Annotated in this window: 24 protein-coding genes; 11 read left to right on the top strand and 13 right to left on the bottom strand. The window is 66.7% G+C overall.

Features of this window, described 5'->3' with window-relative positions:
* Nucleotides 1-76 precede the first annotated feature (76 nt).
* Nucleotides 77-898: a protein-glutamate O-methyltransferase CheR gene (cheR, locus tag RS899_RS04900; RefSeq protein ID WP_024764333.1), complete on the bottom strand. Its 822-nt coding sequence runs from the start codon at nucleotides 896-898 to the stop codon at nucleotides 77-79.
* Nucleotides 899-1,019: 121 nt separating this feature from the next.
* Nucleotides 1,020-1,958 carry a chemotaxis protein CheV gene (locus tag RS899_RS04895; protein WP_037011045.1) on the bottom strand — a complete coding sequence of 313 codons (939 nt, stop codon included), beginning with the start codon at nucleotides 1,956-1,958 and terminating at the stop codon, nucleotides 1,020-1,022.
* 67 nt (nucleotides 1,959-2,025) lie between these two features.
* On the opposite strand from RS899_RS04895, the gene flgA reads away from it, so the two are divergent.
* The 4 genes from flgA (at nucleotide 2,026) to RS899_RS04875 (ending at nucleotide 4,600) form a co-directional block, all read left to right on the top strand.
* Nucleotides 2,026-2,784: a flagellar basal body P-ring formation chaperone FlgA gene (gene flgA, locus RS899_RS04890; RefSeq protein ID WP_052239092.1), complete on the top strand. Its 759-nt coding sequence runs from the start codon at nucleotides 2,026-2,028 to the stop codon at nucleotides 2,782-2,784.
* A 141-nt stretch (nucleotides 2,785-2,925) separates the two neighbouring features.
* Nucleotides 2,926-3,240: a flagellar biosynthesis anti-sigma factor FlgM gene (gene flgM, locus RS899_RS04885; RefSeq protein WP_024764336.1), complete on the top strand. Its 315-nt coding sequence runs from the start codon at nucleotides 2,926-2,928 to the stop codon at nucleotides 3,238-3,240.
* 43 nt (nucleotides 3,241-3,283) lie between these two features.
* Nucleotides 3,284-3,745: a flagella synthesis protein FlgN gene (locus RS899_RS04880; RefSeq protein ID WP_054909388.1), complete on the top strand. Its 462-nt coding sequence runs from the start codon at nucleotides 3,284-3,286 to the stop codon at nucleotides 3,743-3,745.
* Between the two features lie 105 nt (nucleotides 3,746-3,850).
* On the top strand, nucleotides 3,851-4,600 hold the full coding sequence (locus tag RS899_RS04875; protein WP_054909389.1) for a flagellar brake protein: 750 nt from the start codon (nucleotides 3,851-3,853) through the stop codon (nucleotides 4,598-4,600).
* A 43-nt stretch (nucleotides 4,601-4,643) separates the two neighbouring features.
* On the opposite strand, the gene RS899_RS04870 is transcribed toward RS899_RS04875, so the two are convergent.
* The 6 genes from RS899_RS04870 to RS899_RS04845 form a co-directional block, all read right to left on the bottom strand.
* Nucleotides 4,644-5,984, bottom strand: a complete 1,341-nt coding sequence (locus tag RS899_RS04870) for an MFS transporter (protein ID WP_054909390.1) — start codon at nucleotides 5,982-5,984, stop codon at nucleotides 4,644-4,646.
* 287 nt (nucleotides 5,985-6,271) lie between these two features.
* Entirely contained in the window at nucleotides 6,272-7,510 is a 1,239-nt protein-coding gene (locus tag RS899_RS04865) for a glutamine synthetase family protein (RefSeq protein WP_175405539.1), read from the bottom strand.
* Nucleotides 7,511-7,942: 432 nt separating this feature from the next.
* Nucleotides 7,943-9,556, bottom strand: a complete 1,614-nt coding sequence (locus tag RS899_RS04860; protein WP_315809222.1) for an inorganic phosphate transporter — start codon at nucleotides 9,554-9,556, stop codon at nucleotides 7,943-7,945.
* A 180-nt stretch (nucleotides 9,557-9,736) separates the two neighbouring features.
* The gene (gene ppk2, locus RS899_RS04855; RefSeq protein WP_315809221.1) at nucleotides 9,737-10,654 is read right to left on the bottom strand and encodes a polyphosphate kinase 2; all 918 of its coding nucleotides are present in this window, start codon (nucleotides 10,652-10,654) and stop codon (nucleotides 9,737-9,739) included.
* 186 nt (nucleotides 10,655-10,840) lie between these two features.
* The gene (locus RS899_RS04850; protein ID WP_315809220.1) at nucleotides 10,841-13,120 is read right to left on the bottom strand and encodes an acylase; all 2,280 of its coding nucleotides are present in this window, start codon (nucleotides 13,118-13,120) and stop codon (nucleotides 10,841-10,843) included.
* Between the two features lie 345 nt (nucleotides 13,121-13,465).
* Nucleotides 13,466-14,497 (bottom strand): AraC family transcriptional regulator, encoded by a 1,032-nt coding sequence (locus tag RS899_RS04845; RefSeq protein ID WP_315809219.1) that lies wholly within the window; start codon nucleotides 14,495-14,497, stop codon nucleotides 13,466-13,468.
* 123 nt (nucleotides 14,498-14,620) lie between these two features.
* Between RS899_RS04845 and RS899_RS04840 the strand changes: the two genes are divergently transcribed.
* Together RS899_RS04840 and RS899_RS04835 are read left to right on the top strand one after the other, a co-directional pair.
* Complete coding sequence (locus tag RS899_RS04840) at nucleotides 14,621-15,514, top strand: TauD/TfdA dioxygenase family protein (RefSeq protein WP_054909395.1); 894 nt, start codon at nucleotides 14,621-14,623, stop codon at nucleotides 15,512-15,514.
* Between the two features lie 11 nt (nucleotides 15,515-15,525).
* Nucleotides 15,526-16,308: a 2-keto-4-pentenoate hydratase gene (locus RS899_RS04835; RefSeq protein ID WP_315809218.1), complete on the top strand. Its 783-nt coding sequence runs from the start codon at nucleotides 15,526-15,528 to the stop codon at nucleotides 16,306-16,308.
* 290 nt (nucleotides 16,309-16,598) lie between these two features.
* On the opposite strand, the gene RS899_RS04830 is transcribed toward RS899_RS04835, so the two are convergent.
* A complete protein-coding gene (locus RS899_RS04830; protein WP_064979649.1) occupies nucleotides 16,599-17,501 on the bottom strand; it encodes a LysR family transcriptional regulator in 903 nt (300 codons plus the stop codon).
* A gap of 106 nt (nucleotides 17,502-17,607) precedes the next feature.
* Between RS899_RS04830 and RS899_RS04825 the strand changes: the two genes are divergently transcribed.
* Nucleotides 17,608-18,678, top strand: a complete 1,071-nt coding sequence (locus RS899_RS04825; RefSeq protein WP_024764345.1) for an AbrB family transcriptional regulator — start codon at nucleotides 17,608-17,610, stop codon at nucleotides 18,676-18,678.
* A gap of 193 nt (nucleotides 18,679-18,871) precedes the next feature.
* Entirely contained in the window at nucleotides 18,872-20,116 is a 1,245-nt protein-coding gene (locus RS899_RS04820) for a flavin monoamine oxidase family protein (protein ID WP_315809217.1), read from the top strand.
* Nucleotides 20,117-20,241: 125 nt separating this feature from the next.
* Here the strand turns inward: RS899_RS04820 and RS899_RS04815 are convergent, their stop codons facing one another.
* Complete coding sequence (locus tag RS899_RS04815; RefSeq protein WP_315809216.1) at nucleotides 20,242-20,796, bottom strand: TetR/AcrR family transcriptional regulator; 555 nt, start codon at nucleotides 20,794-20,796, stop codon at nucleotides 20,242-20,244.
* Between the two features lie 88 nt (nucleotides 20,797-20,884).
* Between RS899_RS04815 and RS899_RS04810 the strand changes: the two genes are divergently transcribed.
* Nucleotides 20,885-22,081: an MFS transporter gene (locus RS899_RS04810; protein WP_315809215.1), complete on the top strand. Its 1,197-nt coding sequence runs from the start codon at nucleotides 20,885-20,887 to the stop codon at nucleotides 22,079-22,081.
* 1 nt (nucleotide 22,082) lies between these two features.
* Here the strand turns inward: RS899_RS04810 and RS899_RS04805 are convergent, their stop codons facing one another.
* Nucleotides 22,083-22,877: a LysR family transcriptional regulator gene (locus RS899_RS04805; protein ID WP_233298057.1), complete on the bottom strand. Its 795-nt coding sequence runs from the start codon at nucleotides 22,875-22,877 to the stop codon at nucleotides 22,083-22,085.
* 112 nt (nucleotides 22,878-22,989) lie between these two features.
* On the opposite strand from RS899_RS04805, the gene RS899_RS04800 reads away from it, so the two are divergent.
* Nucleotides 22,990-23,715, top strand: a complete 726-nt coding sequence (locus tag RS899_RS04800) for an SDR family oxidoreductase (RefSeq protein WP_024764350.1) — start codon at nucleotides 22,990-22,992, stop codon at nucleotides 23,713-23,715.
* Nucleotides 23,716-23,884: 169 nt separating this feature from the next.
* Here RS899_RS04800 and RS899_RS04795 read toward each other — a convergent pair whose 3' ends face one another.
* On the bottom strand, nucleotides 23,885-25,117 hold the full coding sequence (locus tag RS899_RS04795; protein ID WP_315809214.1) for an NADH:flavin oxidoreductase/NADH oxidase family protein: 1,233 nt from the start codon (nucleotides 25,115-25,117) through the stop codon (nucleotides 23,885-23,887).
* 92 nt (nucleotides 25,118-25,209) lie between these two features.
* Between RS899_RS04795 and RS899_RS04790 the strand changes: the two genes are divergently transcribed.
* The gene (locus tag RS899_RS04790) at nucleotides 25,210-25,629 is read left to right on the top strand and encodes a MerR family transcriptional regulator (protein WP_233298060.1); all 420 of its coding nucleotides are present in this window, start codon (nucleotides 25,210-25,212) and stop codon (nucleotides 25,627-25,629) included.
* A gap of 209 nt (nucleotides 25,630-25,838) precedes the next feature.
* On the opposite strand, the gene glcC is transcribed toward RS899_RS04790, so the two are convergent.
* The gene (gene glcC / locus RS899_RS04785) at nucleotides 25,839-26,609 is read right to left on the bottom strand and encodes a transcriptional regulator GlcC (RefSeq protein ID WP_315809213.1); all 771 of its coding nucleotides are present in this window, start codon (nucleotides 26,607-26,609) and stop codon (nucleotides 25,839-25,841) included.
* Nucleotides 26,610-26,640 lie beyond the last annotated feature (31 nt).

Below are 26,640 nucleotides of genomic sequence, written 5' to 3'. Positions count from 1 at the left end.
GGGCAGCCTGCGGATCATGGCCATGGCCCGCACAGCGCGACGAGAACCCCGCCCGCTTGGGCGGGGTATCGGCCGATCACTTGGCCTTGTAGATGATGCCCGGGCTGCACTGGACCATCTGGTAATGATCCGGCAGTGCGTTGAGCGCCTCGGAAGCGCCGAGGAACAGGTAGCCGCCGGGCTTGAGGGTGGCATGGATGCGCAGCAGGATGTCGCGCTTCACCTCGGCCGAGAAATAGATCAGTACGTTGCGGCAGAACACCATGTCGAACTTGCCCAGCGTCGCGTAGCTGTCCAGCAGGTTCAGCGCGCGGAACTCCACGCGGCTCTTGATCGCCGGCTTCACCGTCCAGCGCCCCGGAGTCTTCTGGTCGAAGTAGCGCGCCAGGCGCTCCTGCGACAGGCCGCGGCCAATCGCCAGGCTGTCGTACTCACCGGCCTTGCAGGCGCTGAGCATCGAGCCGGAGAGATCCGTGGCGACGATCTGCACGCCCGCCTTGAGCTGGCCGAGGTTGGTGCGCTCGAACTCGTCGATGGCCATCGACAGCGAATAAGGTTCCTGCCCCGAGGAACAGGCCGCCGACCAGATGCGCAGGCGCTGGCCGGGCGCCGCCTTGATCATCTCCGGCAGCACGCGGTTCTTCAGTACTTCGAAGGGGTAGGTATCGCGAAACCACAGGGTCTCGTTGGTGGTCATCGCGTCGACCACCTGCTCGCGCAGCTGGCTGCGCATCTGGATCTTCTGCACCAGCTCGCCCAGGGACTTGATGCCCTGCTGCTCCATCAACTTGTTCAAGCGGCTGGAGACCAGGTACTGCTTGTTGGCGCCCAGGAGGATGCCGCAGGTCTTCTCCAGGAAATCCCGGAACAGCTCGAATTCAGAATTGGTGGATGTCACAGATAAACCTCTTTGCTCGTGGACGGCTGCCGACGGTGCGGCGGCAACTGCCTGACCGGTGCTCAAAAAAACATAGACGATGCGGGCGGCACCGGCGCCACCCGCACCTCGTCACTACCCGTCAGGCCGACGCGCCATCCACGGCCTTGATCCGGTCCGACACGCGGGCCGCCAGGTCATCGGGACGGAACTTGGCGAGGAAGTCGTCAGCGCCGACCTTCTTCACCATGGCCTGGTTGAACACCCCGGACAACGAAGTATGCAGGAGAATGTGCAGATCCTGCATGCGCGGGTCGTGACGGATTTCCGCCGTGAGCGTGTAGCCGTCCATCTCCGGCATCTCGATATCCGAGATCACCATCAACAGATCGCTGCCCGGATGCCCGCCGGCCTCCACCATCTGGTGCAGGTAATCCAGCGCCTGGCGGCCATCGTTGAGCGCCAGCACCTCGACGCCGACGGTCTCCAGGCAACGCACCAGTTGCTTGCGCGCCACCGAGGAGTCGTCCACCACCAGCACGCGCTTGCTCACCGCGCGGGCCTGGGTGTCGGCATCCAGCACGCCTTCGGAGATGTCCTCCGAGGTCGGCGCCACTTCGGCGAGGATCTTCTCCACGTCGATGATTTCCACCAACTGGTTGTCCACCCGCGTCACTGCCGTCAGGTAGTGGTCGCGACCGGTCCCCTTGGGTGGCGGATGGATCGACTCCCAATTCATGTTGACGATGCGCTCCACCGAGTGCACCAGGAAGCCCTGCACCTTGGTGTTGTACTCGGTGATGATCACGAAACTGTTGGCGACATCCCGCAGGGCGTGACGCCCCGTGGCCAGCGCCAGATCGAGGATCGGGATGGTACCGCCGCGGATGTTCGCCACCCCGCGCACCACCTGGCTGGACTTGGGCATCACGGTCAGGCGGGGGCACTGCAGCACCTCCTTCACCTTGAACACGTTGATCCCGTACAGCTGGCTGCCGTTCAAACGGAACAGCAGCAGTTCGAGACGATTCTGGCCAACCAGCTGCGTACGCTGGTTGACCGAATCCATGACTCCGGCCATTGAGCCTCCTGTGCACGCAACGCCGCCCTGCTGGCAGAGACGGCATGACCATTGCTTAAACCGTTGCATGAAACAGGCAACGACATTTTTCCGACATCCGAGACCCGCGCGCGCCCTGGTGGCTGCGCTACTCGGAATGGCGGGTGCGCTGACCCTCTCCCCGGCTGGGGCGGAAGGCTTCACCGCGCCTGAGATCCTTATCGGCTCCACCCAGGGCTTTCTTGAGTTCAAGGTGGAAGATTATCTGCAGACTTCCGGCATAGACGCACGCTACGAGATCGAAGTCGCCCGCATCGACCCCCGGCTGCGCCTGGCGCAGTGCGACAAGGACCTGACGCAGAAGCTGGAAAGCCCGGCGCAACCCGTTGGTCGGGTCACCGTGCGGGTCATCTGCGAAGGCAGCTCTCCCTGGACGGTATTCGTTCCGGCGACGGTCAGGCTGTACCGTCAAGTTGTCGTCACCACCCTGCCCCTGCAGCGCAACCGGGTCATCGAGCCAGGCGATATCAGCGTCGTCGAGCGCGACGTCGGCCAACTGAACCAGGGCTACCTGACCGATCCACAGCAGGTGGTCGGCATGAAGCTCAAGCGCCCGACGGTCAACGACCAGGTACTGGCGCCGGTGTTCCTCGAACAGGCAGCGGCCGTGCGCAAGGGCGACCAGGTGGTGATTCGCGCCAAGACCAATGCGATCAACGTATTCATGCCCGGCGAAGCGCTCTCGGACGGGGTGCCCGGCGAGCAGATCCGCGTGCGCAACCTGCGCTCCCAGCGTATCGTCAGGGCTCGCGTGGTCGAGCCGGGGACCGTGGAAGTCAGCCTGTAGCGCTCGGCCCCGGCGATTTTCTGGCATGATGAACGCAGCCATCTGCAAAATGTGCTCGGGCGCACGAAAATTCGGCCTAAAGTTTCTCCCAGGACGGCCGAAAAGCTTGGCAAGCGTCCAATACCTCCAGAGGTTTCCACCATGGTCATCGACTTCAACCGGCTGAACCCAGCCTCTACGACAGCCAGCACTGGCCGTAGCAGTGCTGCCCAGAGCGGTCGCAGCGAAGCCGCCGCAGAGAATGCCTCCGTCAACGCCCCGGTCAAGAGCGGCGAGTCGGTACAGCTGAGCGATACCGCGCAGCAACTACAGAAAGTAAGCGATCAACTGAAGGACCAGCCCGTGGTCGACAACGAGAAAGTGGCTCGCATCAAAGCGGCCATCGCTGACGGCAGCTACCAGGTCGACAGCCAGAAAGTCGCCAGCAAGCTGCTCGATTTCGAATCCCAGCGCTGAGTTCACTCAGCGCCTGGTCAACCGCTAGAACGCCGAGCCCAAGATGTCCGACGCCCTGCTTTCCCTGATCAACGGCGACATCGAAGCAGCCAGCACCCTGCTGCAACTGATCGACGACGAGTACCAGGCGCTGCAAGCGCGGGATCTCGATCAGCTGCAGAAGCTGCTCGACGGCAAGCTGCCGCTTCTGCAGCAGCTTGAGCAGAATGGCCGCATCCGCGCCCAGGCACTGCTGCAGGCCGGCGTCAGCGTGGATCGCGAAGGGCTCGCGCAGATCGCCCAGGCCACCGGCAATCCTCTGCTCCCCGCACGCGCGGAGGAACTGGGTGCGCTGCTGGAACGCTGCCAGGAAGCCAACCAGCGCAACGGCCGAATCATCCGCTCCGGCCAGGCCAGCACCGAGCGCACGCTCGACATCCTGCGCGGCCAGGACACCCCACGCCTCTATGACCGCTACGGCGGTTCGACCCAGGGCAACCGCCAGCGTCCGCTGAGCCAGGCCTGAGCGTTCGTCGGAAAGCTGGCCTGGCAGCCAGCCTTTGGGCAAAATGCCACTATCGATCCTGCCCCGTGCCTTACTCATAACAAACACAATGGAGATTCGCGGACCGTGTCCAATCCGTTCGTCGAGGAAAATGGCCCTCAACCACCGAAGGTCCTGAAAGCTCCGGTGGAGATCCACGCCAGCCTGAAATTACTGATGGACAGTCACGATCCCCTGGTCATCACCTTCGAAGGGCGCGGCCAGCGCTTCCAGAGCTTTGTCGTCGAGGTCAACCGCGAGCGCAACATCGTCGCCCTGGACGAACTGATCCCCAACGATGGCGAGCGCTTCCTGCAGAACGGCGAGCAGTTCCGTATCGAGGCCTTCCATGAAGGCGTGCGCATTGCCTGGGAGAACACCCAGAACGCCTTCTTCTCCGAGATCGACGGTGCCCGCTGCTACTGGCTGCCGGTGCCGACCGAGATGCTCTATCACCAGCGCCGCAATGCCTTCCGCGCCCCCGTGGGGCAGGGCCAGCCGGTGGCCGTGGAAATTGCCGGCAGCAAGCTCAAGGCGCCGCTCAAGGGCAACCTGATCGATATCTCTGCCACCGGCTGCAAGATCCGCCTGGAAGGCAACGCCGCCGAGCGCCTGCAGCCCGGCCAGATCTACGAGGAATTCACCGCGCGCCTGCCCTTTGGCGCCCTGACCATGGAAGTCGAACTGCGCCACGTGCATTTCGAGGAAAAGGTCGGCTACAGCTTCGCTGGCGTACGCTTCCACCAGATGAGCGGCCTGGCCCAGCGCAACATCGAGCGCTTCGTCTACCAGCTGCAGCGCGAAGCCCGACGCTTCGAGAAGGACGAACTGTTCTAGTCCCTGCGGGGCGGCAAGCACCTGCCGCCCTTCCCTCTCGGCCTCACGCGGGCCGGCTTTCTTCCTCTGCTTCCGTGCCCTTCTCGGGTACCGGCGCGCTGTTGTCGTTGCCCTTCATCTGCTCTTCCACGGCGGCCTCGTCGACCCGCGGGTCGAGCGCGGCGGACAATGGCGAGGACGCCAGGCTGTCCGGCGTGGCGACGTGCTTGACCGGCGCCTCGTCGACCCGGTGTACGCCGCTGACTTTTTCCGGGTGCACGCGCCAGATCAGGATCAACGAACAGGCGCAGACGAACGCGTAGAGCATGTTGGCGCCAAAAGCTTTCATCAGCGCGCCGGCCGCCAGCGGGCCGATACAGGCGCCGACACCGAAGGTCACCAGCAACATGGCGGTGAGGGAGACGCGATGCTCGCCCTCGACGTGGTCGTTGGAGAACGCCACCGCCAGCGGGTAGAGGGTGAACTGCACCAGGCAGACCACGAAGCCCAGCGGCAACAGCCAGGCCAGCGTCATCGGCGGCAGCGGCAGCACCGGCAGCAGGGCCAGCGGCAGGGCAACCACCAGCAGCAGTATCGCGGCATTGCGGATCAGCGCCGCGCGGTCATAACGATCCGACAGCCAGCCCAGCGGCCACTGCACCACCAGGCCGGCGAAGATGCAGCCGCCCATGAACAGGCCGATTTCCTCGGTGCTCAAGCCCTGGCGCACCGCGTAGAGCGGCGCCAGGCCGTAGAACGAACCGATCACCAGCCCCGACACCAGCACCGTGGTCAGCGACTGCGGCACCCGCTGGATGAAGAAGCGCGGCTCCAGTGGCGCCGGGCGCAGCGGCGCGGGGTGGACCTTGTGGGTGATCGCCACCGGGATCAGCGACAGCGCAAAGCACAGCGCAATCAGCATCGGCAGCTCCGGGCCCAGGCCCGGATGCACCACCAGCACCAGTTGGCCAAGTACCAGCCCCAGGTACGACGCGACCATGTAGCCGGCGAACACCAGCCCGCGCTGGCGCGCCTCGGCCTGCTCGTTGAGCCAGCTCTCGATGACCATGTACTGGCACATCATCCCCAGGCCGATGGCGACCCGCAGCACCAGCCAGAAGCCGATCCACGGCAGCAGGCCGATGCCCAGCACCGCGGCGGTGACCAGCCCGCCACAGGCGACGTAGGCGCGGATATGGCCGACGCGGGCGATCAGCCGGTGGCCGATCTTGCCGCCGAGGACGAGGCCAAGATAGTAGGCGGCCATCATGGCGCCGATCCATAGCCCGTCGACCTTCTCGGCGCCCAGGCGCAGGGCGAGATAGGTACTGAGCAGACCGGAACCGGTCAGGAGCATGACGGCGGCGAAGTACAGAGCGCGGAAGGCAGTGACGATCCGAAGCATTGGACCTCCTGGTCCAGAACAACCCCGGCACAGTGTCCGGGCAGCGGAAAGCGGGACTTGCCGTGACACATTAGAGGCTGCCAATCGGCGCGTCGAGAGCCCTGCCGGGCCCGGAATAGCGAGTGTCGCGCCCGGTGATGCGGGCCAGTTCGAAGGATACCGGCGGGATGAACGAGGATGGCTTGAAGATCGCCTGGAGATAGACGCCGATCACAGCTGCATCAGACTTTCGCCGCAGCTGTGTCGGCGGGCACGCGACTCACGACTTTGACATCAGACTTTCGACATCAGGCCTGGGCTGCGAGTACGCGGCGCTCCCAGGGGCTGATCTCGTCGAAGAAGCTGGTCAGCTCCATTGACTTGGTCGCGCAGTAGCCGTCGATGAACTCGTTGCCGAATACCTCGCGGGCCAGTTCGCTGCGCTTGAGGCGCTGCATCGCGTCGTACATCGTGCACGGCAGCAGCAGCTCGTCCGGCACCTCGAACTCACCCTGGATCGGCGCGGTGGGCTCCAGCGCCTGCTCGATGCCGTGCAGGCCGGCCGCCAGGCTCGCGGCAATCGCCAGGTAGGGGTTGGCGTCAGCGCCGGCCAGGCGGTTTTCCACTCGCCGGGCGACCGGTGCGCTGGCCGGAATGCGCAGGCCGGCGGCACGGTTGTCGTGGGACCAGCAGGCGTTGTTCGGCGACGCGTAGGGGTGGCACAGGCGCTGGAAGGAGTTCACGTTCGGCGCGAACAGCAGGGTGAAGTCCGCCAGGCACGCCTGTTGGCCACCGATGAAATGGCGGAACGCCGGCGTGGCCTCGCCATGGGCATCGGTGAAGATGTTGCGGCCTTCACCATCGACCACGCTCTGGTGGATGTGCATCGAACTGCCCGGCGTGTGCGCCAGCGGCTTGGCCATGCACACCACGATCAGCCCGTGCTTGAGCGCGACTTCCTTGAGCAGGTGCTTGAAGAGGAAGGTCTGGTCGGCCAGCAGCACCGGGTCGCCGTGCAGGAAGTTGATCTCGAACTGGGTGGTGCCCATCTCGTGCATGAAGGTGTCGCGTTCCAGCCCCACCGCTTCCATGCAGCGGTAGACGTCCTGGAAGAACGGTCGCAGGCCGTTGTTGGAGGACACGCTGAAGGCCGAGTGGCCGATCTCGCGGCGACCATCGAGGCCGACCGGCGCCTGGAAGGCTTCGTTGGCGTCGGGGTTGGGCGCGAAGACGAAGAACTCCAGTTCGGTCGCCACCACCGGGCTCCAGCCGCGCTCGGCGTAGCGCGCCACGACCTGCTTGAGCAGGCCACGGGTGGACAGGCCGGACGGCTTGCCGTCGAGCTCCACCGCATCGCAGATGGCGAAGGCGCGGGGTTCGTCGCTCCAGGGCAGGCGGTGGATCTGGGTGGGCTCGGCGATCAGCGCGAGGTCACCGTCGTCGCTGCCGTAATACTTGGCCGGCGGGTAGCCGCCCATGATGCATTGCAGCAGGACGCCACGCGCCAGTTGCAGCCGGCGCCCGGTGAGGAAGCCCTCTCCGGTCATCACCTTGCCACGCGGCACCCCGTTGAGGTCGGGGGTGACGCACTCGATCTCTTCCACTCCAGCCAGGCGTTCGGCGAGCGGGATTCCTAGATCGTTACTCATGACTTCTTATCCTTGTTCTTCTTGTCCGTGTCACAGGACGCCGCGCGAGGTGCGCTAGCCCGTACAAAATACGCACCACGCGTTCGATATTTCAAGCGGGCCAGAATGGGGCCGTTGCTAAAGCCACCGAACGGAGTAACGGGATGAGCACGACGTAGGATGGCGTGGAGCGCAGCGATACCCATCAAATCGGCATACCGACAGCATGGGTATCGCTGCGCTCCACCCATCCTACAAAGGCCCACGCCGGGAAAATGGTGCGCACACGTGCGGATGCGCAGAATGAAAACGCCGCTCCGTGGAGCGGCGTTTTCACTGAGTCACCCGCCATCAGAACAGGTGGGTGAACAGCCAGTACAGCGAAGCGGAGAGCACGATGGCCGCCGGCAGGGTCAGCACCCAGGCCATCAGCAGGTTGCGGATAGTGCGCATCTGCAGGCCGGAGCCGTTGGCGGCCATGGTGCCGGCCACCCCGGAAGACAGCACGTGGGTCGTCGATACCGGCAACCCGTACATGTCCGCCGCGCCAATGGTCATCATCGCCACCAGCTCCGCCGAAGCTCCCTGGGCGTAGGTCAGGTGGGTCTTGCCGATCTTCTCGCCGACGGTGACCACGATGCGCTTCCAGCCGACCATGGTGCCCAGGCCGAGGGCGATGGCCACGGCGACCTTCACCCACAGCGGGATGAAGCGGGTCGACTCGTCGATCTTGCCCTTGAACGCCGCCAGCTTGCTGGTGGTGTCGGCGTCGAAGTTGCCGACCTTGTCCTTGTCCATCAGGCGGATCGCTTCGCTGGTCAGGTACATGTCGTTGCGTACGTTGCCCATGGCTTCGGCCGGCACGCGAGCGAGGCTGCCGTAGCCCTTCACTTCCGCGCCGATGGCGCCGGTCAGCGCCGCCAGCGACGGGATCAGCTCCGGCTTGGCTTCCTTGGTGCGCACGTATTCCGAGAGCACCGCGCGCGGGTCGGCCGGGGCCGGCTGCGGCGCGGCGCGGACCAACGCCTGCTGGGTGACCTCGGCGATGGCGACGAACTGCACGGTCTGGTCCGCCGGCATGGTGCGGTTCAGCGCGTAGGCCATCGGCAGGGTGCCGACCAGGATCAGCATGATCAGGCCCATGCCCTTCTGCCCGTCGTTGGAGCCGTGGGCGAAGGAGACGCCGGTGCAGGTGAGAATCAGCAGGCCACGAATCCACCACGGCGGCGGCGTCTTGCCCTTGGGCGCCTTGTACAGCGCGCGGTTCCTTACCAGCAGGCGCAACGCCAGCAGCAGGAGCGCGGCGCAGACGAAGCCGATCAGCGGCGAGAGCAGCAGCGAGTAGCCGACCTTGGTCGCCTGCGCCCAGTCGACGCCACTGGTGCCGTCGCGGCCGTGCATCAGCGCATTGGCGATGCCCACGCCGATGATCGAGCCGATCAGGGTGTGCGAGGACGACGCCGGCAAGCCCAGCCACCAGGTGCCGAGGTTCCACAGGATGGCGGCGATCAGCAGTGCGAAGACCATGGCGAAACCGGCCGAGGAACCGACCTGCAGGATCAGCTCCACCGGCAGCAGGGCGATGATGCCGAAGGCCACCGCGCCGCTGGAGAGCAGCACGCCAAGGAAGTTGAAGCAGCCCGACCAGACCACCGCGAAGTGCGGCGGCAGCGAGTGCGTATAGATGACGGTGGCCACTGCGTTGGCGGTGTCGTGGAAGCCGTTGACGAACTCGAAGCCCAGGGCGATAAACAGGGCGACCCCGAGCAGCAGGAACGGCGTCCAGGTGGTGACCGCAGTGGTGACGTCGTCGACGTCACGCACCAGGCTCCAGGCCGAGAACAGCAGGCCGACGGCGAGCACGGCGAAGAAGATGAAGGCGGTAATGCGGCCGGGCTTGCGATCCAGATGGGGCCGTGCTTCGGAGACGGGAAGGTCGCCGGCGGCCAGGGTGTCGGTGGTCATGCTGGGAGTCCGCGTGGGGGATGTCCCGGTCATGATCGGCGGGGAATGTTACAAGTTATGTCTCAACGCCAGGCACTGGACGCTGTAGGAGCGAGCTTGCTCGCGAACCGCCTGACACTGCGGCAATCGGCCAGGTTCGCGAGCTTGCTCGCTCCTACGAAAAGCTCTGCCCAACCAGCTTCAGTAAACCTCTGGCACCACGATTTCCCGCGGGGTCGGTGTGCGCGAGTAATCCTCGTTGCGCTGCCGCGCGGGCAGGACCACTGAAGGATGCTCCACGTCCTCATAGGGAATCAGGTTCAGCAGATGGCTGATGCAGTTCAGCCGCGCGCGCTTCTTGTCGTCGGCCTGCACCACCCACCAGGGCGCCTCGGCAATATGGGTGCGGTCCAGCATGATTTCCTTGGCCTTGGTGTAGGCCTCCCAGCGCCGGCGTGACTCCAGGTCCATCGGGCTGAGCTTCCACTGCTTGAGCGGGTCGTGGATGCGGCTGAGGAAGCGCAGGTGCTGCTCGTCGTCGGAGATGGAGAACCAATACTTGATCAGCTGGATGCCCGAGCGCGCCAGCATGCGCTCGAACTCCGGCACGCTGCGGAAGAACTCCTCGTACTGCTCGTCGTTGCAGAACCCCATGACCCGTTCGACGCCAGCGCGGTTGTACCAGCTGCGGTCGAACAGGACGATCTCCCCCGCCGCCGGCAGGTGCGAGACGTAGCGCTGGAAGTACCACTGGGTCTGCTCGCGATCGTTCGGCGCGGGCAGCGCGGCGACCCGGCACACGCGCGGATTGAGGCGTTGGGTGATGCGCTTGATCACGCCACCCTTGCCCGCCGCGTCACGGCCCTCGAAGAGAATGACCACCTTGTGGCCGGTCTTCACCACCCAGCTCTGCAGTTTCACCAGCTCGCCCTGCAGGCGGAACAGCTCGCTGAAGTAGCGACGGCGGGCGAGCTTCTCCTCGTCGACGTCAGCGTGCTCGTCGAACAGTTCGTCGAGGTTGCGCACGTCTTCCAGCAGTTCCAGCTCCAGCTCTTCGTCGCTGTGGTCGAGCAGTTCGCGGTGGATGCGGCGGATCACGGATTCATTGGTCAGGGGCATGGCGGCGGCCTACGCGTCGGGGCTTTGCCGCCAGACTAGGCCCCGACGGTGTCAGGCTGGTGACAGCGGTCGCCGTGCCAGTGATCGGCCTGTAGGAGCGAGCTTGCTCGCGAACCGCACAGCTCCGAGCTGCCGGAGAGCACCGTTCGCGAGCAAGCTCGCTCCTACAAGATCCGTGAGCTCAGCTCACCGCTCGCGCAACTCCATCACCTTCAGCTCCGGATCGGCCTTGATCTGCTCGTCGGTAAACGGCAGCTCCGGCCATTGCTGCCGGGCGAACAGCTCCGTCTGGTCCCGATGGTGCGGCGAGCCCGGCTCGCTGGACTGCGAGAACGCCAGCAGCCCGCGCGCCTTCGGCCCGTCGGCGGTGAAGTCGACCAGCTGGATATAGCTGCTGCCGCTGAGCACGCGGTAATGGTCGCCCTGCCACTGCGAAGTGATGGCGTTGTACACGCCCTCGTTGCCGGTGCCGCCGGGGATGCCCAGGGGATTGGCCTGGTCGCCGGTCAGTTGCAGCTCGCCCCAGGTCTCATCTGCCTGGATCTTGCGGGCGTCGATTTCCTGCCCGGCGGCCACCAGGGCCTGCTGCGCCTGCTGGCGCACCTCCGGCTTGTCCAGGGCGATGCCCGAGGGCGTGGCCAGCGGCAGCTTGGGATCGAAGGGCAGGCGCCAGCCACCCTCGATCTTCAGGAAGCGCGCGACGAAGGCCTGGAAGTAGGCGAAGCCGGGATTGCTGTCGAGGTTGACGTGGCGGTCCCACGAGCCCAGCGCGGCGCAGGCCGTCTCCGCGCCCGCCGGGGCTGGCCTGCACAGTTGCAGCAGGTCGTCGAGGAGCAGGTCGGCCACGTAGACGCGGTTGTCGGTGACCAACTTCTGCAGGTCATCCGGGCCGATCTTGCCGTCGCCCTTCAGGCGCTCCAGGGCGAAGCGCGCACGGGCACTGACCGGGATCGAATCGCGGCTCACCAGCGGCGAGAAACCGGTCAGCGGCTGTGCCGGGTTGCTCAGCCAGGCGCTGTCGTTGGAGTTCTGCACGAAGTCCTGGCGCTCCAGCGCCGGCATCTGCTCCGGCGGCGTGAGGCCGGCATGACGCGCCCCCGGTGCGCTGGACCAGTTGCAGGCGCGACGTCCGCCCTGCAGAACCGGCAGGCCCTGCTTCTGGAACGCGGGGATCGCGCAGTCGGCCAATTGTTGCTGGCTCAGGTAAGGCACCACCGATTGATTGAGGTAGAGCACCTTGCCTTCAGCGTCAGTGGCCAGGGTGTTGACCCACGGAATCCCCTGTACCCGCTCCACGCTGTCGCGCAGCTCATCCAGGCTGCGCGCGTGATCGATGGCGTACCACTGCTGCAGCACGCGGTCGTTGCCCAGGTTGGCGTCGCGCACGGCGAAGGCTTCATTGGCGTTCCAGGGGAATTTGCCGGGCACGCTGAGCAGCGGGCCGTACTCGGACTCGTACAGTGTGTGGCTGCGCGTGCCCACGCGGCCGTCGGCCTCACGTACCCGCACGCGCAGGGTGACTTCCTTCAACGGCCGCGACTGGCCATCGACGCGGTAGCTGTGCGGGTCCTGCGGGTCGAGGTCCAGTCGATACAAGGTGAAGTGGCTAGAGGTGTCCACCGTATGGCTCCAGGCCAGGTCCTTGCTGAAGCCGATATTCACCAGCGGCATGCCCGGCAGCGAAGCGCCCATCACATCGAGCTGGCCGGGAATGGTCAGGTGCATCTGGTAGAAACGCAGCGCGCCGAACCAGGGGAAATGCGGGTTGGCCAGCAGCAGGCCGTTGCCGTCCACAGAACGCTCGCTGCCCACTGCGACGGCGTTGCTGCCGTGGTTCTGGTGGAAGTTCTCGCGCCGCTCCATCGCCGCCAGCACCTCGCCGTCGCTGACGATGGAGGACGTCGCCTGGCCCGGCGGCGCCGCTGCCATCATCGCCTCGGCGAACTGCCCGGCACCGGATTGCACCAGCAGCCGGCGGGTCAGGCGCAGCAGGTCATCGCTCTCCAGCGGGCGCAGCCAGGCCTTGCCCGCGCACTGCGTGCCGGCCGCCTGGGTATCCCACAGCCAGCGGTTGTAGCCGGCCGCGTAGCCATCGAGCAGGTCGCGGATCGGCTGCGGCTGGGCGCTGCGCAGGCGACGCAGGGATTCGTTGTCGTTGAGCCAGGTGTAGAAGAAGTCCGAGGGCAGGTTGCCGATGCCGGCGGAGGACTTGCCGTCCACGCCGAAGTAGCGCGAGCGTTCGCCCCGCGCGGTGAGGACTTCCTCGGCCAGCAGGCAGGCGTTGTCGCGGGCATAGGCGTAGCCGATGCCGTAGCCCAGGCCCAGTTCGTCCCTGGCCTGGATGTGCGGGATGCCGTAGCGGGTCCAGCGGATCTGCGCCTCGAGTTCGGCGCCATAGGCCAGCGCGGGTAGTCCGGAAGCCAGCAGGCTGCCGGCCACGGCGGCCAGTCGGAAGGTCTTGCTCATTGATTCCCTCAATGCTCGGATGACGGCCGGATGCCCGGCCAGGGGCACGCGGCCGCGCCGCTCGCGCGGTGCCGGTGCAAGGGTTGGAGGGCGGCTCACGCCGGCCAATGCAGTGCGCTGAAGGTCATCGCGCCGCGCCTTCCGAGGCACGCGCGCAGGCAGGTTGCTGAGGACATGGGTTCTCCTTTTTCTTGTCGGTCGCCTCGCGAAAAAAGCGACGCGCCTCTTCAGGGGAACGGATGGGCCACACGCGAAATTAACCCGCGACCGATGGCAATCGGCCACACAGCAAGGCTCTATCTCGCGGCTTTCGCCCGTTCCAGAGGCGTCGCGGGCGGTTCGACTTCAGGGCGCCGGGAGGGTTCCGGACTGACGCTTCCAACGACCGGGCGACTGCCCCGTCCAGCGCTGGAAAGCGCGGGAGAAACTCGCCGCCTCGGCGTAGCCCAGGCACTGCGCGATGCCATGCAGATCCATCCGCGATTCGCATAGCAGGCGCTCGGCCAGACGCCGTTTGATGCCGTCGTTCAGCCCCTGCAGGCTCTGCCCCTCCTCGGCCAGGCGCCGTTGCAGCGTGCGCTCGGAAAGACCCAGCCGCTCGGCCACTGCGGCAGCGCCGAGCAGGCTGGCGGAATCACGCAACAGCAGTTGCTGGACCTGCCGCGCGGTCGGTGTGGCGGCCAGGGTCAGCGCCAACTCTCCACAGAGGCGCTCGCAGAGCTGCTCGCCGCTGTCGCGCGCGCTGATCTGCGCTTGCGGCAGCGGCGCCTGCAGGTCTTCCAGGGCAAAGAGCATGGCGTTGCGTGGCGCCTCGAACAGCGGCTCGATGCCGAAGATGTCGCGGAACACACTGGCATCGGCTGGCGCCGGGCAGCGCAGTTCGATGGCCAGGGGCTGCAGCGGCCGCTGTAGCAATTCGCCGGACAATTGCCAGCAACCGGCGATGCCGCGCTCCACCACGAAGGCACGGGCATCCTCGGGCAGCACGCGATCGTCGTACACCAGCCACACCCCGCGCGCCTCCGCCTCGCTGCTTACGGGGCAAAGGGTCAGGGCCAGGCTCTGGTAGCGGCCGAAGGTTTCGAAGGCTTCCTGCAGGGTGCGGCTGGCGAGCATGGTGAAACCCAGCAACCCCAGCGACGTCAGGTGATAGCGCCGCCCGGTGGCCAAACCCAGGCCCGGCCTGTCCCGGCGCTGCAACAGGTTACGGATCACCGCCAGCTCCTGCCACGCCTGGATGCGCCCGGCGCGCGCCTGCAGGTCGGCTGGCGAGATGGCGCTGCCCACCAGGCAATCATCGGCGTCGATGCCTTCGTCGCGAGCGCTGTCGAGCAGGTACTGCACTCCGGTGATTTCGCGGGTCTGGCGCCAGTCCATCACGAATTCCTCGTTGTCCGCCGCATGGCGGGAAAAGTCAATTTTTGGCGGACTTGATCATGGAAGAAAGTGACGGCGCTGGCCATGCTTGAGGTGCCAATAACACTCACAAGAGGCTTCCCCATGTTCGAGTTCTTCTACGCGTTGCCCAGCCAGAACCGCGCCGCCGAGTACAAGCACTTCCGCATCGTCCCGGCCACCGGCGCCATCGGCGCGGACGTCAGCGACCTGGACCTGACCACCCTGGGCGACGACGGCTACGCCGAACTGCGCCAGGCACTGCTGGCGCACAAGGTGCTGTTCATCCGCGGGCAGGACCTGAGCGTGGAAAACCTCGAAGCCGTGACCCTGCGCTTCGGCGAATTCGGCCGTGAGCCCTATGTGGTCGGCATGGAAGATCACCCGCATGTGGTGCGGGTGGTGAAGGAAGCCAACGAGAAGACCCCGGTGGTGTTCGGCGGCGCCTGGCACAGTGACTGGTCGTTCCAGGAGCGCCCGCCGGCTTTCACCCTGCTCTACGGCCACGACATCCCGCCGTTCGGCGGCGACACCCTCTACGCCAACCTGGCGCTGGCCTACGAATGGCTGTCGCCGAAGCTGCGCGCACAACTGGAAACCCTCGACGCCATCCACAGCCCGGAGCGCGCCTACGGCGCCGAGGCCAAGCACAACGACCTGATGGAAAACATGGCGGTGCGCTACGGCAGCCACGATGGCGAAGTGCGCTCGCACCCGCTGGTGATCAAACACCCGGAGACCGGCAAGAAAGTCCTCTACATCAACCCGGCCTACACCAGCGGCATCAAGGGCATGCGCCCGGCCGAGTCGCAACCGCTGCTGGACTACCTGTTCGGCATCGCCACCCAGCCGGCCTTCACCTGCCGCATGCGCTGGACGGCCGGCACCCTGGCGATCTGGGACAACCGCAGCACCTGGCACTACCCGGTGTCGGACTACCACGGCATGCGCCGGGAGATGTATCGCACCACCGTAGTGGGCGAAGTGCCGAGCCGCTGAGGAGCCCCACGATGAACACGGACAAGCTCCACGCCGCCGCCCACACCCTGGCCGAGGCGCGGGCCAGCCGAACGCCCATCGCCGCGCCAGCGGCACACTTTGGCCTCACCGGGCTGGACGACGCCTATCGCGTGCAGGCGCTGGGCATCGACCTCGCGCTGGCCGGCGGCGAACGCCTGGCGGGCGCCAAGGCCGGGCTGATCTCGCCGGCAATGCAGGCGGCGCTCAAGGTCGGCGAACCGGTTCACGGCCGCTTGCTCGCCAGCCTGCGCTGTCGATCCGGCGCGCTTATCGCCCGCGAACGCCTGCTGCAACCGCGAATCGAGGCAGAACTCGCCCTGCTCATCGGCCGCGACCTGCCAACGGGAGAGCTCGATCTGGCCACTTTTCGCGCCTGCATCGAAGGTGCGGTCCCGGCCATCGAGATCAACGACACCGCCGTGGCCAACTGGCAGATCGGCCTGCTCGACTCGGTGGCCGACAACCTCTGCGCGGGCCTCTACCTGACCGGCGACCGGCCGGTGGCGCTGGAAAGACTGGACGACGCCGCGCTGGCAGTGCAACTGCTGCGCAATGGCGCGCCGGCCTTCCCGCCGACCCGGACGACCCTCGGGGCGATGCTCGACATCGGCCTCTGGCTGGCGCGGCGCATGGCACGCCTGGACGCGCCGCTCAAGGCGGGAGACGTCCTGCTGTGCGGAGCCCTGGCGCCGATGTCGCCGGTTGCGCCGGGAGACGCATTCGAGCTGGAAATCGAGGGGCTGGGACGCGTCGGCTGTAGCTTCGAGCAATGACGGAGTGGACGGGCCCGTTCTCTTGCAACTGCGCGGAGCGCGTCCCCCCAGCGGGGTAAGGCACATCACCTGGAACCGGTTATCCGCCAATAACTCGCGGCGGATAACACCAGGGCGTTATTCGCCCTACGGGTTCCGTGCCCGCGCGCCGCTACAACGCCACTGCGAACCATCCCGGATGCTCCCTCAGCAGCGTGGGGCGCATAACCTGGAACAGGTTATGCGCCGAAAACTCACGGCGGATAACGCCAGGGCGTTATTCGCGCTGCGGGCTCCATGCCCGCGCGCCGTCAGAGCTCCGCTCCAAACCGCCCCGCATGTTCGCGCAGCATCCCCCGCAGCAACTGTGCAGCCGGCGACAGGTAGGCGCCCTCGCGCACGGCAAGCCCGATGGTCCGTGTCAGCGTGGTCTCGGCCAGCTGCACCTCGCGCAACTGGTCCATCCCGTGGCCGCCCGCCAGCGCCTCGCGGGCGATGAAGCTGAGCAGGCGGGTGCGGGCGATCAGGTTGGGCAGCATGGGAATCGCGTTGGTCTCGATCTGCACCTGCGGCATTGGCAACTGGTGGGCCTGGAAGGTGGCGTCCATCCAGCGCCGCGACGACACCCCGGTGGCCGGCAGCACCCAGCGATAACGGCACAGGTCGGCCATGGCTACGGGTGCGTCGAAGATCGGATGGTCGCGGCTGGCGACTACCACCACCTGATCCTGCAGCAGCGGCTCACTGCTCAGCTGCGGGTCATCGACGATGCGCGAGCAGATCGCCATGTCCAGCCGCCCGCTGCGCAACGCTTCACGCAGCACGTCGTCCTGGCCCAGCACCAGGCTCATGGTGACCTCCGGCGCACGGGCCAGCAGGTCCTCGGTGAGGCGCGGCAACAGGTACTCGGCCATGGTCGCCGCACAGCCCAGGCGGATATTGCCTACGACACCACTGGCGAAATCGCGCACCTCGCGGCGGGTTTCCTCGATGTCCTGACGCAGTTGCCGGGCACGCTGGAGCATCAGTTCGCCGGCCGGCGTCAGGCGAATCCGTCGGCCATCGCGCTGGAACAGGCGCGCGCCAAGGGACTCCTCCAGGCGCTGGATGCTCTTGGTCAGCGCCGGCTGGCTGCGCCCCAGGCGCTCGGCGGCGCGCCCCAGGTGGCCGAGTTCGGCGATGGTTTCGAAGTAGGCGAGATCACGCAGGTCCATGGCGGCCAACCGATAAATTCCAGGAATGGATTCATGACTATTAGAAAATAGACTTGATCGATCCGGCTACCGATAATTCCTCCGTCTTCCCCGTCCGGAGCCGTCCGTGTCCAGTCGCCCTGCCCTCTTCGTCGCCCGTATCCCCGTCAGCCTGCAATGGCTGACCCTGGCGCTCGGGGCCGCAGGCGCCGGGCAACTGCTCACCTGGCTCGGCATCCCCGCCGCGCTGTTCCTCGGGCCCATGCTGGTGGCCATCGCCTTTGGTGTCAGCGGCGCGGAAATCCGCCTGCCGCGCAGCGCCTTCCGCCTCAGCCAGGGCTGCATCGGCCTGCTGGTCGCCCACGCCATGAGCTGGTCGGTGCTGCAGGCGATGGTCGCGTCCTGGCCATTGATGCTCAGCGCCACGGTGCTCACCGTGCTGCTGTCCGCTGCCGTCAGCTATGCCATGGTGCGCTTCGGCGGCATCCCCGGCAGCACGGCCGCCTGGGGCACCGCGCCGGGCGGCGCGGCGGCCATGGTGTCGATGGCCGAAGCCAACGGCGCCGACCCGCGCGTGGTCGCCACCATGCAGTACGTGCGGGTGGTCTGCGTGGTCATGGCCGGTGCGCTGGTCGGGCGCTTCCTCGGTATCGAGGGCGGCGGTTCAGTGGCGCACAGCACGCCGATCATCGACACCGCCACCCTGCCCGACCTGATCAACTGCCTGTTGCTGATCTTCGTCTGCACCACTGCCGGCGCGAAGCTGCCGGCCGGTCCACTGCTGGTGCCGCTGGTGGCCGGAGCGGTTCTTCAGCTCACCGGCGTGCTGCACATCACCCTGCCGCACTGGTTGCTGGCCAGCGCCTACGGCGTGATCGGCTGCTACATCGGCCTGCGCTTCGACCGCGAAAGCCTTGCCTACGTCGGCCGCCACCTGCCGGCCATGCTGGTCAGCGCGCTGGCGCTGATCGCCAGCTGCGCGCTGTTCGCCTGGGCGCTGGCGGCCATCACCGGCATGGACTTCCTCTCCCTCTACCTCGCCACCAGCCCCGGCGGCCTGGATGCCATGGCGATCATCGCGGTGGACACCCACTCCGACGTCGGCCTGGTCCTGGCGATGCAGACGCTGCGGCTGTTCGTGGTGCTGTTCACCGGGGTTTCCGTCGCCCGCACGGTGATTCGCCTGAGCCGCGCCTGAGGCCAGGTCTGGACCTGAACCTGTAGGAGCGAGGGGGGCGCCTAGCTCTTGCTCGCGAACAGGGTCAACCGGCAGCTCCAAGGCTGGGCGGTTCGCGAGCAAGCTCGCTCCCACACAATGCCCCCACCCGTGGCCTTGTGCCGGCGAACCCACCCCCGCTAAGGTCGTCGCTCCTTCACCGAGCGAGCCCGCCATGGATAGCCTTCGCCACCGCCCCACTGCCTTCCACGTCACCCACTGGAGCGTCGACCCGTTCAGCCGCGGCGCCTACAGCACCCTGCTGCCCGGCGGCACGCCGGAGCATCGGCGCCGGCTGGGTGAGGTCCTGGGCGGCAAGCTGGTGCTGGCCGGCGAAGCCTGCAATCCCGTTGCGCCGGCCATGACCCACGGTGCCTGGGACGATGGCCTGCGCGCCGCTGAAGCCGCCATCGAAAGTGGCGCCCGCCGGGTGCTGGTGATCGGCGCGGGCTTCGCTGGTCTCGCCGCAGCGCGCCGCCTGCGGGAGGCCGCTATCGAGTGCGTGGTGCTGGAAGCCCGTGATCGTCTCGGCGGCCGTGTGCACAGTATTTCGCTCGGCTCGATAAAGGCAGACGAAGGCGCCGCCTGGTTGCAGCAGTTCGACGACAACGCACTCGCCGCGCACGCACAGCAACTGGGCCTGCCGTTGCAGGCAACCGATTTCAGCCACCCCCTGGCCGCTGCGGCCGACGGCCCGCTGCCGAACATCGATGCCGCCTGGGAAGCCCTGCGCGCCGGGATCGACCGCCATCTGCCGCTGGCGGAAGGCGTCGCGCGCTACCTGCAGGATCGCGACGAAGAAACCCGTCGCGCCACCCGCTTCGCCCTGGACGCCAACCTGATCCTGGAAGCCTGCCTGCCCCTGGAATCACTGTCGGTGGATGCGCTCGACGAAGAAGGCGTCGGCGCCGGCGACCGCTTCCTGCCGCAAGGCTATTCACAGCTGGTCGCGCACCTCGCCCAAGGGCTGGATATCCGCCTGAACCAGCCAGTGGCAGACATCGACTGGTCGGGCGCAAAAGTGCGGGCAGGCGACGAAAGCTGGGACTTCTGCATCTGTACCGTGCCCATCGGCGTGCTGCGCGATATCCACTTCCATCCGCCTTTGCCACCCGTCCAACGGGATGCGCTGGCGCACCTTGGGATGGGGCAACTGGAGAAAGTCGTGCTGCAGTTCGAGGAACGCTGGTGGCCGGTGTCGCCGTCGGGATATCTGCGCTGGTACGACACGCCAGCCAGCTTCGGCGAATGGCTCGATCTCACCGACGCGGTGGGCACGCCCACGATCGCCGGGTTGATCGCCGCAGATGCACTGGAGCGCGTATTCGCGGGGCGCAGCGACGAAGAAATTGCCCTCGCGGCCTGCAGGACTCTGCAAGCGTGGGCGAATGCCATTCGAAACGCCGGCGCTCCGAGTTGAAACGTAGGATGGGTGGAGCCTAGGCGATACCCATGCTGCCGGTGCCAGGATCGATGGGTATCGCAGCGCTCCACACCATCCTACGAATGCGCCAATAGCAGGCAGGAAGCCTGTCCACGAATCCGCTACACCCCGTCCAGCGTCAGATCGACCAACCGCTCGACATAGCCCGTGTCCAGCTCCTCGCCGGAAAACAGGATGCGGTACACCAGCGGCGCCATCAGCCGGTCGACGATGCGGTCGACGTCCGGCAGCTTCTCGCCGCGCCCCTTGGCGCGTAGCAGGATGATGTCGAACTGGCCGCAGGCAATCGCCATGCAGCGCCCGGAGCAGCCGCCGCCGGCCGCCAGCAGGTCGAGTACCACCGCGCGGCCGGGCACCGAGGCGGTTTCCTCCATGTACTGCTCGCCCCACGCCAGCAGGTCGCCGCGCAGGCTGCCGGTGTCCGCCGGCTCGGCATCCGGGCGGATGCGCTCCAGCGCGACATCGCCTAGCAGTTCGCTGAGGTCGCCCCAGCGCCGGTAGATGGTCGAGGGCGTGACACCGGCGCGCGCCGCGATCAGCGGCACGGTCAGTTCCGCGCGGTCGCGCTCTTCCAGCAACTCCTGGACAGCCTTGTGCACCGACGCCTGCACCCGCGCGCTGCGGCCGCCTGGACGAACACCCTGATTAATTGCCATAAGCACCTTAACGCAAAGAATTTGCTTTTATCCGAAAACGGGTCCAGCATCTCGCAAAAGCAAAATCTTAGCCTTTGCGAGCTGAATCATGGCACAGACCTTACCCAAAAGCGCGCCCGGCTTTTTCCCGGCCCTGCTGCTGACCGCGATCCTCATGGCCTTCCTCGCCGCCGCTGCCGCGCCCACGCCGCTCTATGCGCTGTACCGCGAGTCCTGGCAGTTCTCCCCCGCCCTGCTGACGCTGGCATTCAGCATCTACGCCGGCGGGCTGATGCTGGCGCTGCTGGTATTCGGTTCGCTGTCGGACTACCTCGGCCGCCGCCCGCTGATCCGTGCGGCGCTGATCATCGAGTTGCTGGCGATGAGCGTGTTCCTCTACGCCAACTCGGTGGAACTGCTGATCGCCGCGCGCCTGCTGCAAGGCTTCGCCACCGGCATCGCGACCGCTGTACTGGGCGCCGCCATGCTCGACATCGACCGTGAGCGCGGCCCGTTGATCAACAGCGTCGCGCCCATGCTCGGCATGGCGCTGGGCGCACTGGGCAGCAGTGCACTGGTGCAGTTCGGCGGCGACCCGCTGCACCGCGTCTATGTCTGGCTGCTGGCGGTATTCGCGCTGGCCCTGGTGCTGTTGCGCTGGCTGCCGGAAAGCGTCAGCAGGCAGCCCGGCGCGCTGGCCTCGCTGAAGCCGCGCATTCGCATTCCCCCGCAGGCGCGCCGGGCGTTCTGGAGCGTGGCGCCGCTGAACGCCAGCCTCTGGGCGCTGGGCGGTTTCTACCTGTCGCTGGGCCCGACCCTGGCGCGCCAGGTGACCGGTCTGCAGGTTCCGATGATCGGCGGTGGGCTGGTCTCGCTGCTGTGTTTCTGCGGCGCCGTGGCGATCTTCGCGCTGCGCAACCGGCCGGCAGCGGTCATCCTGCGCCGCGGCGGACTGGCCCTGATCATCGGCCTGCTGATTACCCTGCTCGGCGTGGACTCCTCCAGCCTCTGGCTGTTCTTCCTCGGTACCGCGGTGGCGGGCCTTGGCTTTGGCGGCGCCTTCCTCGGCGCATTGCGCTCGGTGGTGCCGCTGGCCCACGCCCACGAGCGCGGTGCACTGATGGCGAGCTTCTACGTGCTCAGCTACCTGGCCTTCAGCGTGCCGGCGCTCCTCGCCGGGCTGGCGATCCAGCGTTATGGCCTGGTCGCCACCACCAACGGCTATGCCAGCCTGCAGATTCTCGCGGCGTCGCTGGTCCTGCTGCTGTCCTTGCGCGCACCCGCCGCGCAGAAGACGCCGGCCTGAATCAGGCCGCCTCGCGGGCGCGCAGGAAGTCGTAGAGCGCGCGCACCGCCGGCTGCTCCAGCGCCTGGGCGGCGTGGCAAAGACCGATGCGGCGCACGGGTAGCGGCAGGTTCAAGGTTCCGCTGCGCACGGCCGGGGCGCCGCCCAGCAACGAGGCAGGAAGGATAGCCGCGCCCAGGCCCGCACTGACCAGCCGCAGGGCAAGATTCAGGGTGCTGGCCTGCGCGACCACCGGTGCGCTGCCGTAGGCAGTCATCAAACGCTGGTGCGACGGGTGCGACGGACAGGTGATCCAGGCGTCGACTGGCACACTCTCGGCGCCGGGCGGCAGCGCCAATACGTACGGGTCGTCCCACACCGGAACGAACAGTTCGTCCTCGCAACAGAACTCCTCCGCTGCCAGCCGCGCCTCGCCCACACAGCCTTCTTCCAGGTGCAGTTGCAGGTTGGGGATCGCTTGCCGGGCCAGGCCGACGAAGCGCTCGATCTGCTCGGCGCTGATGTCCCCTTCCACGCCCAGGTGCAGCGGCTGCCGCTCCGACGACTGGCGGAACAGCTTGCGCAAACCCTCCGCCTCGGCCAGCAGGGCACGGGCTCGCGGGTACAGGGTGCGCGCCGCTTCGCTGACATCCACACCGCGCGGTTGGCGCACGAACAGCTCGGTGCCCAGGCTCTCCTCCAACTGGCGCACGGTGGCGGACAGCGTGGGTTGGCTGACGAACAGGCGCTGCGCGGCAGCGGTGATGTTGCGCTCTTCGAAGACCGCGACGAAGGCGGCAAGCTGTCGAATATCCATAGGAAATCCCGATACCAGGCACAGGAATAAGCCATTTTTCAGGCAGCAATGCGCTAAATATACTTCACTGCATCGTCCAGGCATCCAGATTTTCGATTGCAGGAGAACCACCATGAGCAAGCCCCTGATCATCGTTACCGGCGCCAGTTCCGGCATCGGCGAAGCCACCGCCCGCCTCTTTTCCCAGCAAGGTCACCCGCTGCTGCTGCTCGCCCGGCGCATCGAGCGCCTGGAAGCACTCAAGCTGCCGAACGCGCTGTGCCGTGCTGTCGATGTGACTGACCGCGAAGCCCTGCTGGCCGCCGTCGAGGAAGCCGAGAAGCGTTTCGGCCCGGCTGACGCGCTGGTGAACAACGCTGGCGTGATGCTGCTGGGCAACATGGTCGAGCAGGATCCGGCCGAGTGGGAGCGCATGCTCGACGTCAACGTGAAGGGCCTGCTCAACGGCGTGCACGCCGTACTCAAGGGCATGGTCGAGCGCAACCAGGGCAGCGTGATCAATGTCAGCTCGGTGGCCGGGCGCAAGACCTTCCCCAACCACGTCGCCTATGTCGGCACCAAGTTCGCCGTGCACGCGATCTCCGAGAACCTGCGCGAGGAAGTCGCGGCGCACAACGTCCGCGTGGTGACCATCGCTCCCGGCGCGGTGGAAACCGAGCTGCTCAGCCACACCACCGACGAGGCGATCAAGAGCGGCTATCAGGACTGGAAACGCGAGATGGGCGGCAAGGTGCTCAGTGCCGAGGACGTGGCCAACGCCATCGGCTACGCCTACAACCAGCCGCAGGGCGTGTGCATCCGCGAGATCGTCCTGGCGGCGACTCGGCAGCAGGCGTGATCGGCCTGGCCCGAGGGTTCTTGCAAGAGCGCATGCGCGCCCCCCCCCCCGGAAGAACACCACCGTAGGATGGGTGGAGCCTAGGCGATACCCATGCTGCCAATGCGGCAGGAGTCGATGGGTATCGCTTCGCTCCACGCCATCCTACGAAGGCGTCAGCCAGTGAAGATCATCCCGCCTGCCTAGCCGCCCAGCGGCGGTACTGCTTGGCCCGGCGCAGCGTGCGCCACTGCTCCATCACCAGCGTGCGCCACGGCGAAGCCTGCGGGTTGGGCGCACGGTGGGCGCCGATGCGGTGCAGCTGCAACTTGACCAGTGCCATGTAGGCCAGCGCCGCCAGTGGCTTGGAGCGCCAGCGGATCGGCGGCAGTTGCGGCTGGGTCTGGCTGCCACGCTGCCAGTGCAGTACCAGTTGCGGCTCCAGGGCCAGGGCGGTGCCGATGCCGACCATGTCCAGCCCGCTGTCCAGCACCTGTTCCGCCACCGGCAGGCGCCGAATACCGCCGGTGACCATCAGCGGCATGCGCGCCGCCTCGCGCATCTCACGGGCAAATTCGAGGAAGTAGGCCTCCCGCGCCAGGGTCCGGCCGTCACGGGCGTCGCCCTGCATCGCCGGCGCCTCGTAGCTGCCGCCGGACAGCTCGACCAGGTCGACCTTCTCGTCGTTCAGCCACTCGATCACCTGGCGCGCGTCGCTGGCGTCGAAGCCGCCGCGCTGGAAGTCGGCCGAGTTGATCTTCACTCCCACGCAGAACTCCGGCGACACTTCGGCGCGCACCGCACGCACGACCTCGAGCAACAGCCGCGCACGGTTTTCCAGCGAGCCGCCCCAGCGGTCCTGGCGCTTGTTCGCCAGCGGCGAGAGGAACTGGCTGAGCAGGTAGCCGTGGGCAGCATGGATCTGCACGCCGGTGAAGCCGGCCTGCTCGGACAGCTGCGCGGCGCGGACGAAACGACGGATCACCTCGGCTATATCGGCCTCGGTCATCTCGCGGGCGACGGCGAACAGCTTGGAGAACTTGCCCATCTCCAGCGGCACCACCGACGGCGCGATGGCGCCCTGGCCGAGGTTGGTCTGCACCTGGCGACCAGGATGGTTCAGCTGCAACCAGAACTGCGCACCATGGGAACGGCCGATGCGCGCCCATTCGCGGAAGCGCTCCAGCTGCCGATCGTTTTCCAGCACCACGCCGCCGGGGCCGGTCATGGCGCGGCCGTCGATCATCACGTTGCCGCTGAGGATCAGGCCGACGCCGCCGTCCGCCCAGGCCTGGTAAAGGCACAGCAAGGCAGCCGACGGCGCCTGGTCGGCGTCGGCCATGTTCTCTTCCATGGCGGCCTTGGCGATACGGTTGGGGACTTCGCCGCCGTTGGGCAGGCGCAGGGGCTGGAAGGGCGACATGGCTAGGCTCCGAGGTTGTCCTGATGGGTTGTGACGGCAGCGAGGTTAAGTTTAAAGTTCACTTCAAGGTCAAGCCCCTTTCGGAGCCCAGCATGAAAATCGGTGAACTGGCCAGCCTCAGCGGCCTCGCCCCCTCGCGCATCCGCTTCTACGAAGCCAGCGGGCTGATCGCCCCGGCCCGCCGCCTGGCCAACGGTTACCGCGAGTACCCGGCAGAAACCCTCGACCTGCTGGAAATCATCCGCAGCGCCCAGCAGACCGGTTTCACCCTGGAGGAAATCCGCAACCTGCTGCCGCACTCCAACCCCATCGAGAACGGCCACGGCGAACTGGTCGCCGGCCTGCGCCGCAAGGTCGCGGAGATCGAGGCGATGGAGCGGCAGTTGCGGCAGAACCGTTTACGTCTGCTGGAAGTGATCGAGGGTATCGAGAACAAGCCCGAAGGCATGGGTTGCGCAGCGAATGCCGAACGCATGCTGGCGGAGATGCGCGAGCGCAAGGCACGGCGCTGACACGGCCCCTGTAGGAGCGAGCTTGCTCGCGAACCGCTTCGCGCCGGAGCTGCCTGGAACACCGTTCGCGAGCAAGCTCGCTCCCACAAAAAGACTCCGCGCCAGTATGTAGGGCGCATAACCTGGAACAGGTTATCCGCCGCCAGTCCCGAAACGGCGGATAACGCTGGCGCGTTATTCGCCCTACGGTTGCGTCTCACGCTCCCCAGTTATTTCCAACCCTCCAGCCGCAAGGTCGCCCGCACCAGCCGCTGTTCTTCCTGCTCGATCTCCCGCAGGTTGTCGCGCACGCCGTGGATATGCTCGCGGGCAGCGCGCTGGGCCTGTTCCGGCTGGCGCTCGATAATGGCGCGATACAGCCGCGCATGCTGGCGATCGATCTGGCGCTTCTGCGGCGGGCGGTTGTAGAGGTTGTTCACCGAGGCGAAGACGGTGCTGAGCATCAGCTCGTTGAGCGACTGCAGCGTATGCACCAGCACCGGGTTGTGCGAGGCCTCGCTGATCGCCTGGTGGAAGGCGTGGTCGCGCCGGGCGTGTTCGCGCGGGTCCAGCGGTTGCGGCTCATCGAAAGCCGCATGCATCTCCTCGAAGCGCCGGCCGATCAGCAACAGGTCGACCTCCGTGGCGCGCAGGGCGGCCAGCCGGGCAGACTCGCCTTCCAGCAACGCACGCACCTCCAGCAGGTCGTAGAGCGTGCGCGGCTGCGAGCGGAACAGGTGCAGCAGAGGCGAGACATCCTCGGCGCCGGTCAGGTCGGCAACGAACGATCCCCGCCCCTGCTCGGTATCGACGATGCCGCGCCCGCGCAACGCTCGCAGCCCTTCGCGCAACGCCGAGCGCGAACAGCCGAGCTTCTCCACCAGGCGCCGTTCCGACGGCAACGCCTGGCCGACCTTGAGCACGCCATCGACGATCAGGCGCTCGATCTTTTCTGCCACCTGGTCGGCGACGCGCTGCTTGCCCTGCTGGATGCTGGTCATCGAATGGCTCCACAACTGGTAGGACCAGCAG

This window comes from Pseudomonas sp. C9-3 (assembly GCF_032392015.1).
GTDB lineage: Bacteria > Pseudomonadota > Gammaproteobacteria > Pseudomonadales > Pseudomonadaceae > Pseudomonas > Pseudomonas nitroreducens.
The sequence above is the reverse complement of the archived record's forward strand: the minus strand, read 5'-3'. Positions and strand labels throughout refer to the sequence as shown.

What these genes read in the sequence shown, in the direction of transcription:
- RS899_RS04895 (WP_037011045.1), bottom strand. Translation starts at nt 1,958, where the DNA reads ATGGCCGGAGTCATGGATTCGGTCAACCAGCGTACGCAGCTGGTTGGC.
- flgA (WP_052239092.1), top strand. Translation starts at nt 2,026, where the DNA reads ATGAAACAGGCAACGACATTTTTCCGACATCCGAGACCCGCGCGCGCC.
- flgM (WP_024764336.1), top strand. Translation starts at nt 2,926, where the DNA reads ATGGTCATCGACTTCAACCGGCTGAACCCAGCCTCTACGACAGCCAGC.
- RS899_RS04880 (WP_054909388.1), top strand. Translation starts at nt 3,284, where the DNA reads ATGTCCGACGCCCTGCTTTCCCTGATCAACGGCGACATCGAAGCAGCC.
- RS899_RS04870 (WP_054909390.1), bottom strand. Translation starts at nt 5,984, where the DNA reads ATGCTTCGGATCGTCACTGCCTTCCGCGCTCTGTACTTCGCCGCCGTC.
- RS899_RS04865 (WP_175405539.1), bottom strand. Translation starts at nt 7,510, where the DNA reads ATGACCGGAGAGGGCTTCCTCACCGGGCGCCGGCTGCAACTGGCGCGT.
- RS899_RS04860 (WP_315809222.1), bottom strand. Translation starts at nt 9,556, where the DNA reads ATGACCACCGACACCCTGGCCGCCGGCGACCTTCCCGTCTCCGAAGCA.
- ppk2 (WP_315809221.1), bottom strand. Translation starts at nt 10,654, where the DNA reads ATGCCCCTGACCAATGAATCCGTGATCCGCCGCATCCACCGCGAACTG.
- RS899_RS04850 (WP_315809220.1), bottom strand. Translation starts at nt 13,120, where the DNA reads ATGAGCAAGACCTTCCGACTGGCCGCCGTGGCCGGCAGCCTGCTGGCT.
- RS899_RS04845 (WP_315809219.1), bottom strand. Translation starts at nt 14,497, where the DNA reads ATGGACTGGCGCCAGACCCGCGAAATCACCGGAGTGCAGTACCTGCTC.
- RS899_RS04840 (WP_054909395.1), top strand. Translation starts at nt 14,621, where the DNA reads ATGTTCGAGTTCTTCTACGCGTTGCCCAGCCAGAACCGCGCCGCCGAG.
- RS899_RS04835 (WP_315809218.1), top strand. Translation starts at nt 15,526, where the DNA reads ATGAACACGGACAAGCTCCACGCCGCCGCCCACACCCTGGCCGAGGCG.
- RS899_RS04830 (WP_064979649.1), bottom strand. Translation starts at nt 17,501, where the DNA reads ATGGACCTGCGTGATCTCGCCTACTTCGAAACCATCGCCGAACTCGGC.
- RS899_RS04820 (WP_315809217.1), top strand. Translation starts at nt 18,872, where the DNA reads ATGGATAGCCTTCGCCACCGCCCCACTGCCTTCCACGTCACCCACTGG.
- RS899_RS04815 (WP_315809216.1), bottom strand. Translation starts at nt 20,796, where the DNA reads ATGGCAATTAATCAGGGTGTTCGTCCAGGCGGCCGCAGCGCGCGGGTG.
- RS899_RS04810 (WP_315809215.1), top strand. Translation starts at nt 20,885, where the DNA reads ATGGCACAGACCTTACCCAAAAGCGCGCCCGGCTTTTTCCCGGCCCTG.
- RS899_RS04805 (WP_233298057.1), bottom strand. Translation starts at nt 22,877, where the DNA reads ATGGATATTCGACAGCTTGCCGCCTTCGTCGCGGTCTTCGAAGAGCGC.
- RS899_RS04800 (WP_024764350.1), top strand. Translation starts at nt 22,990, where the DNA reads ATGAGCAAGCCCCTGATCATCGTTACCGGCGCCAGTTCCGGCATCGGC.
- RS899_RS04795 (WP_315809214.1), bottom strand. Translation starts at nt 25,117, where the DNA reads ATGTCGCCCTTCCAGCCCCTGCGCCTGCCCAACGGCGGCGAAGTCCCC.
- RS899_RS04790 (WP_233298060.1), top strand. Translation starts at nt 25,210, where the DNA reads ATGAAAATCGGTGAACTGGCCAGCCTCAGCGGCCTCGCCCCCTCGCGC.
- glcC (WP_315809213.1), bottom strand. Translation starts at nt 26,609, where the DNA reads ATGACCAGCATCCAGCAGGGCAAGCAGCGCGTCGCCGACCAGGTGGCA.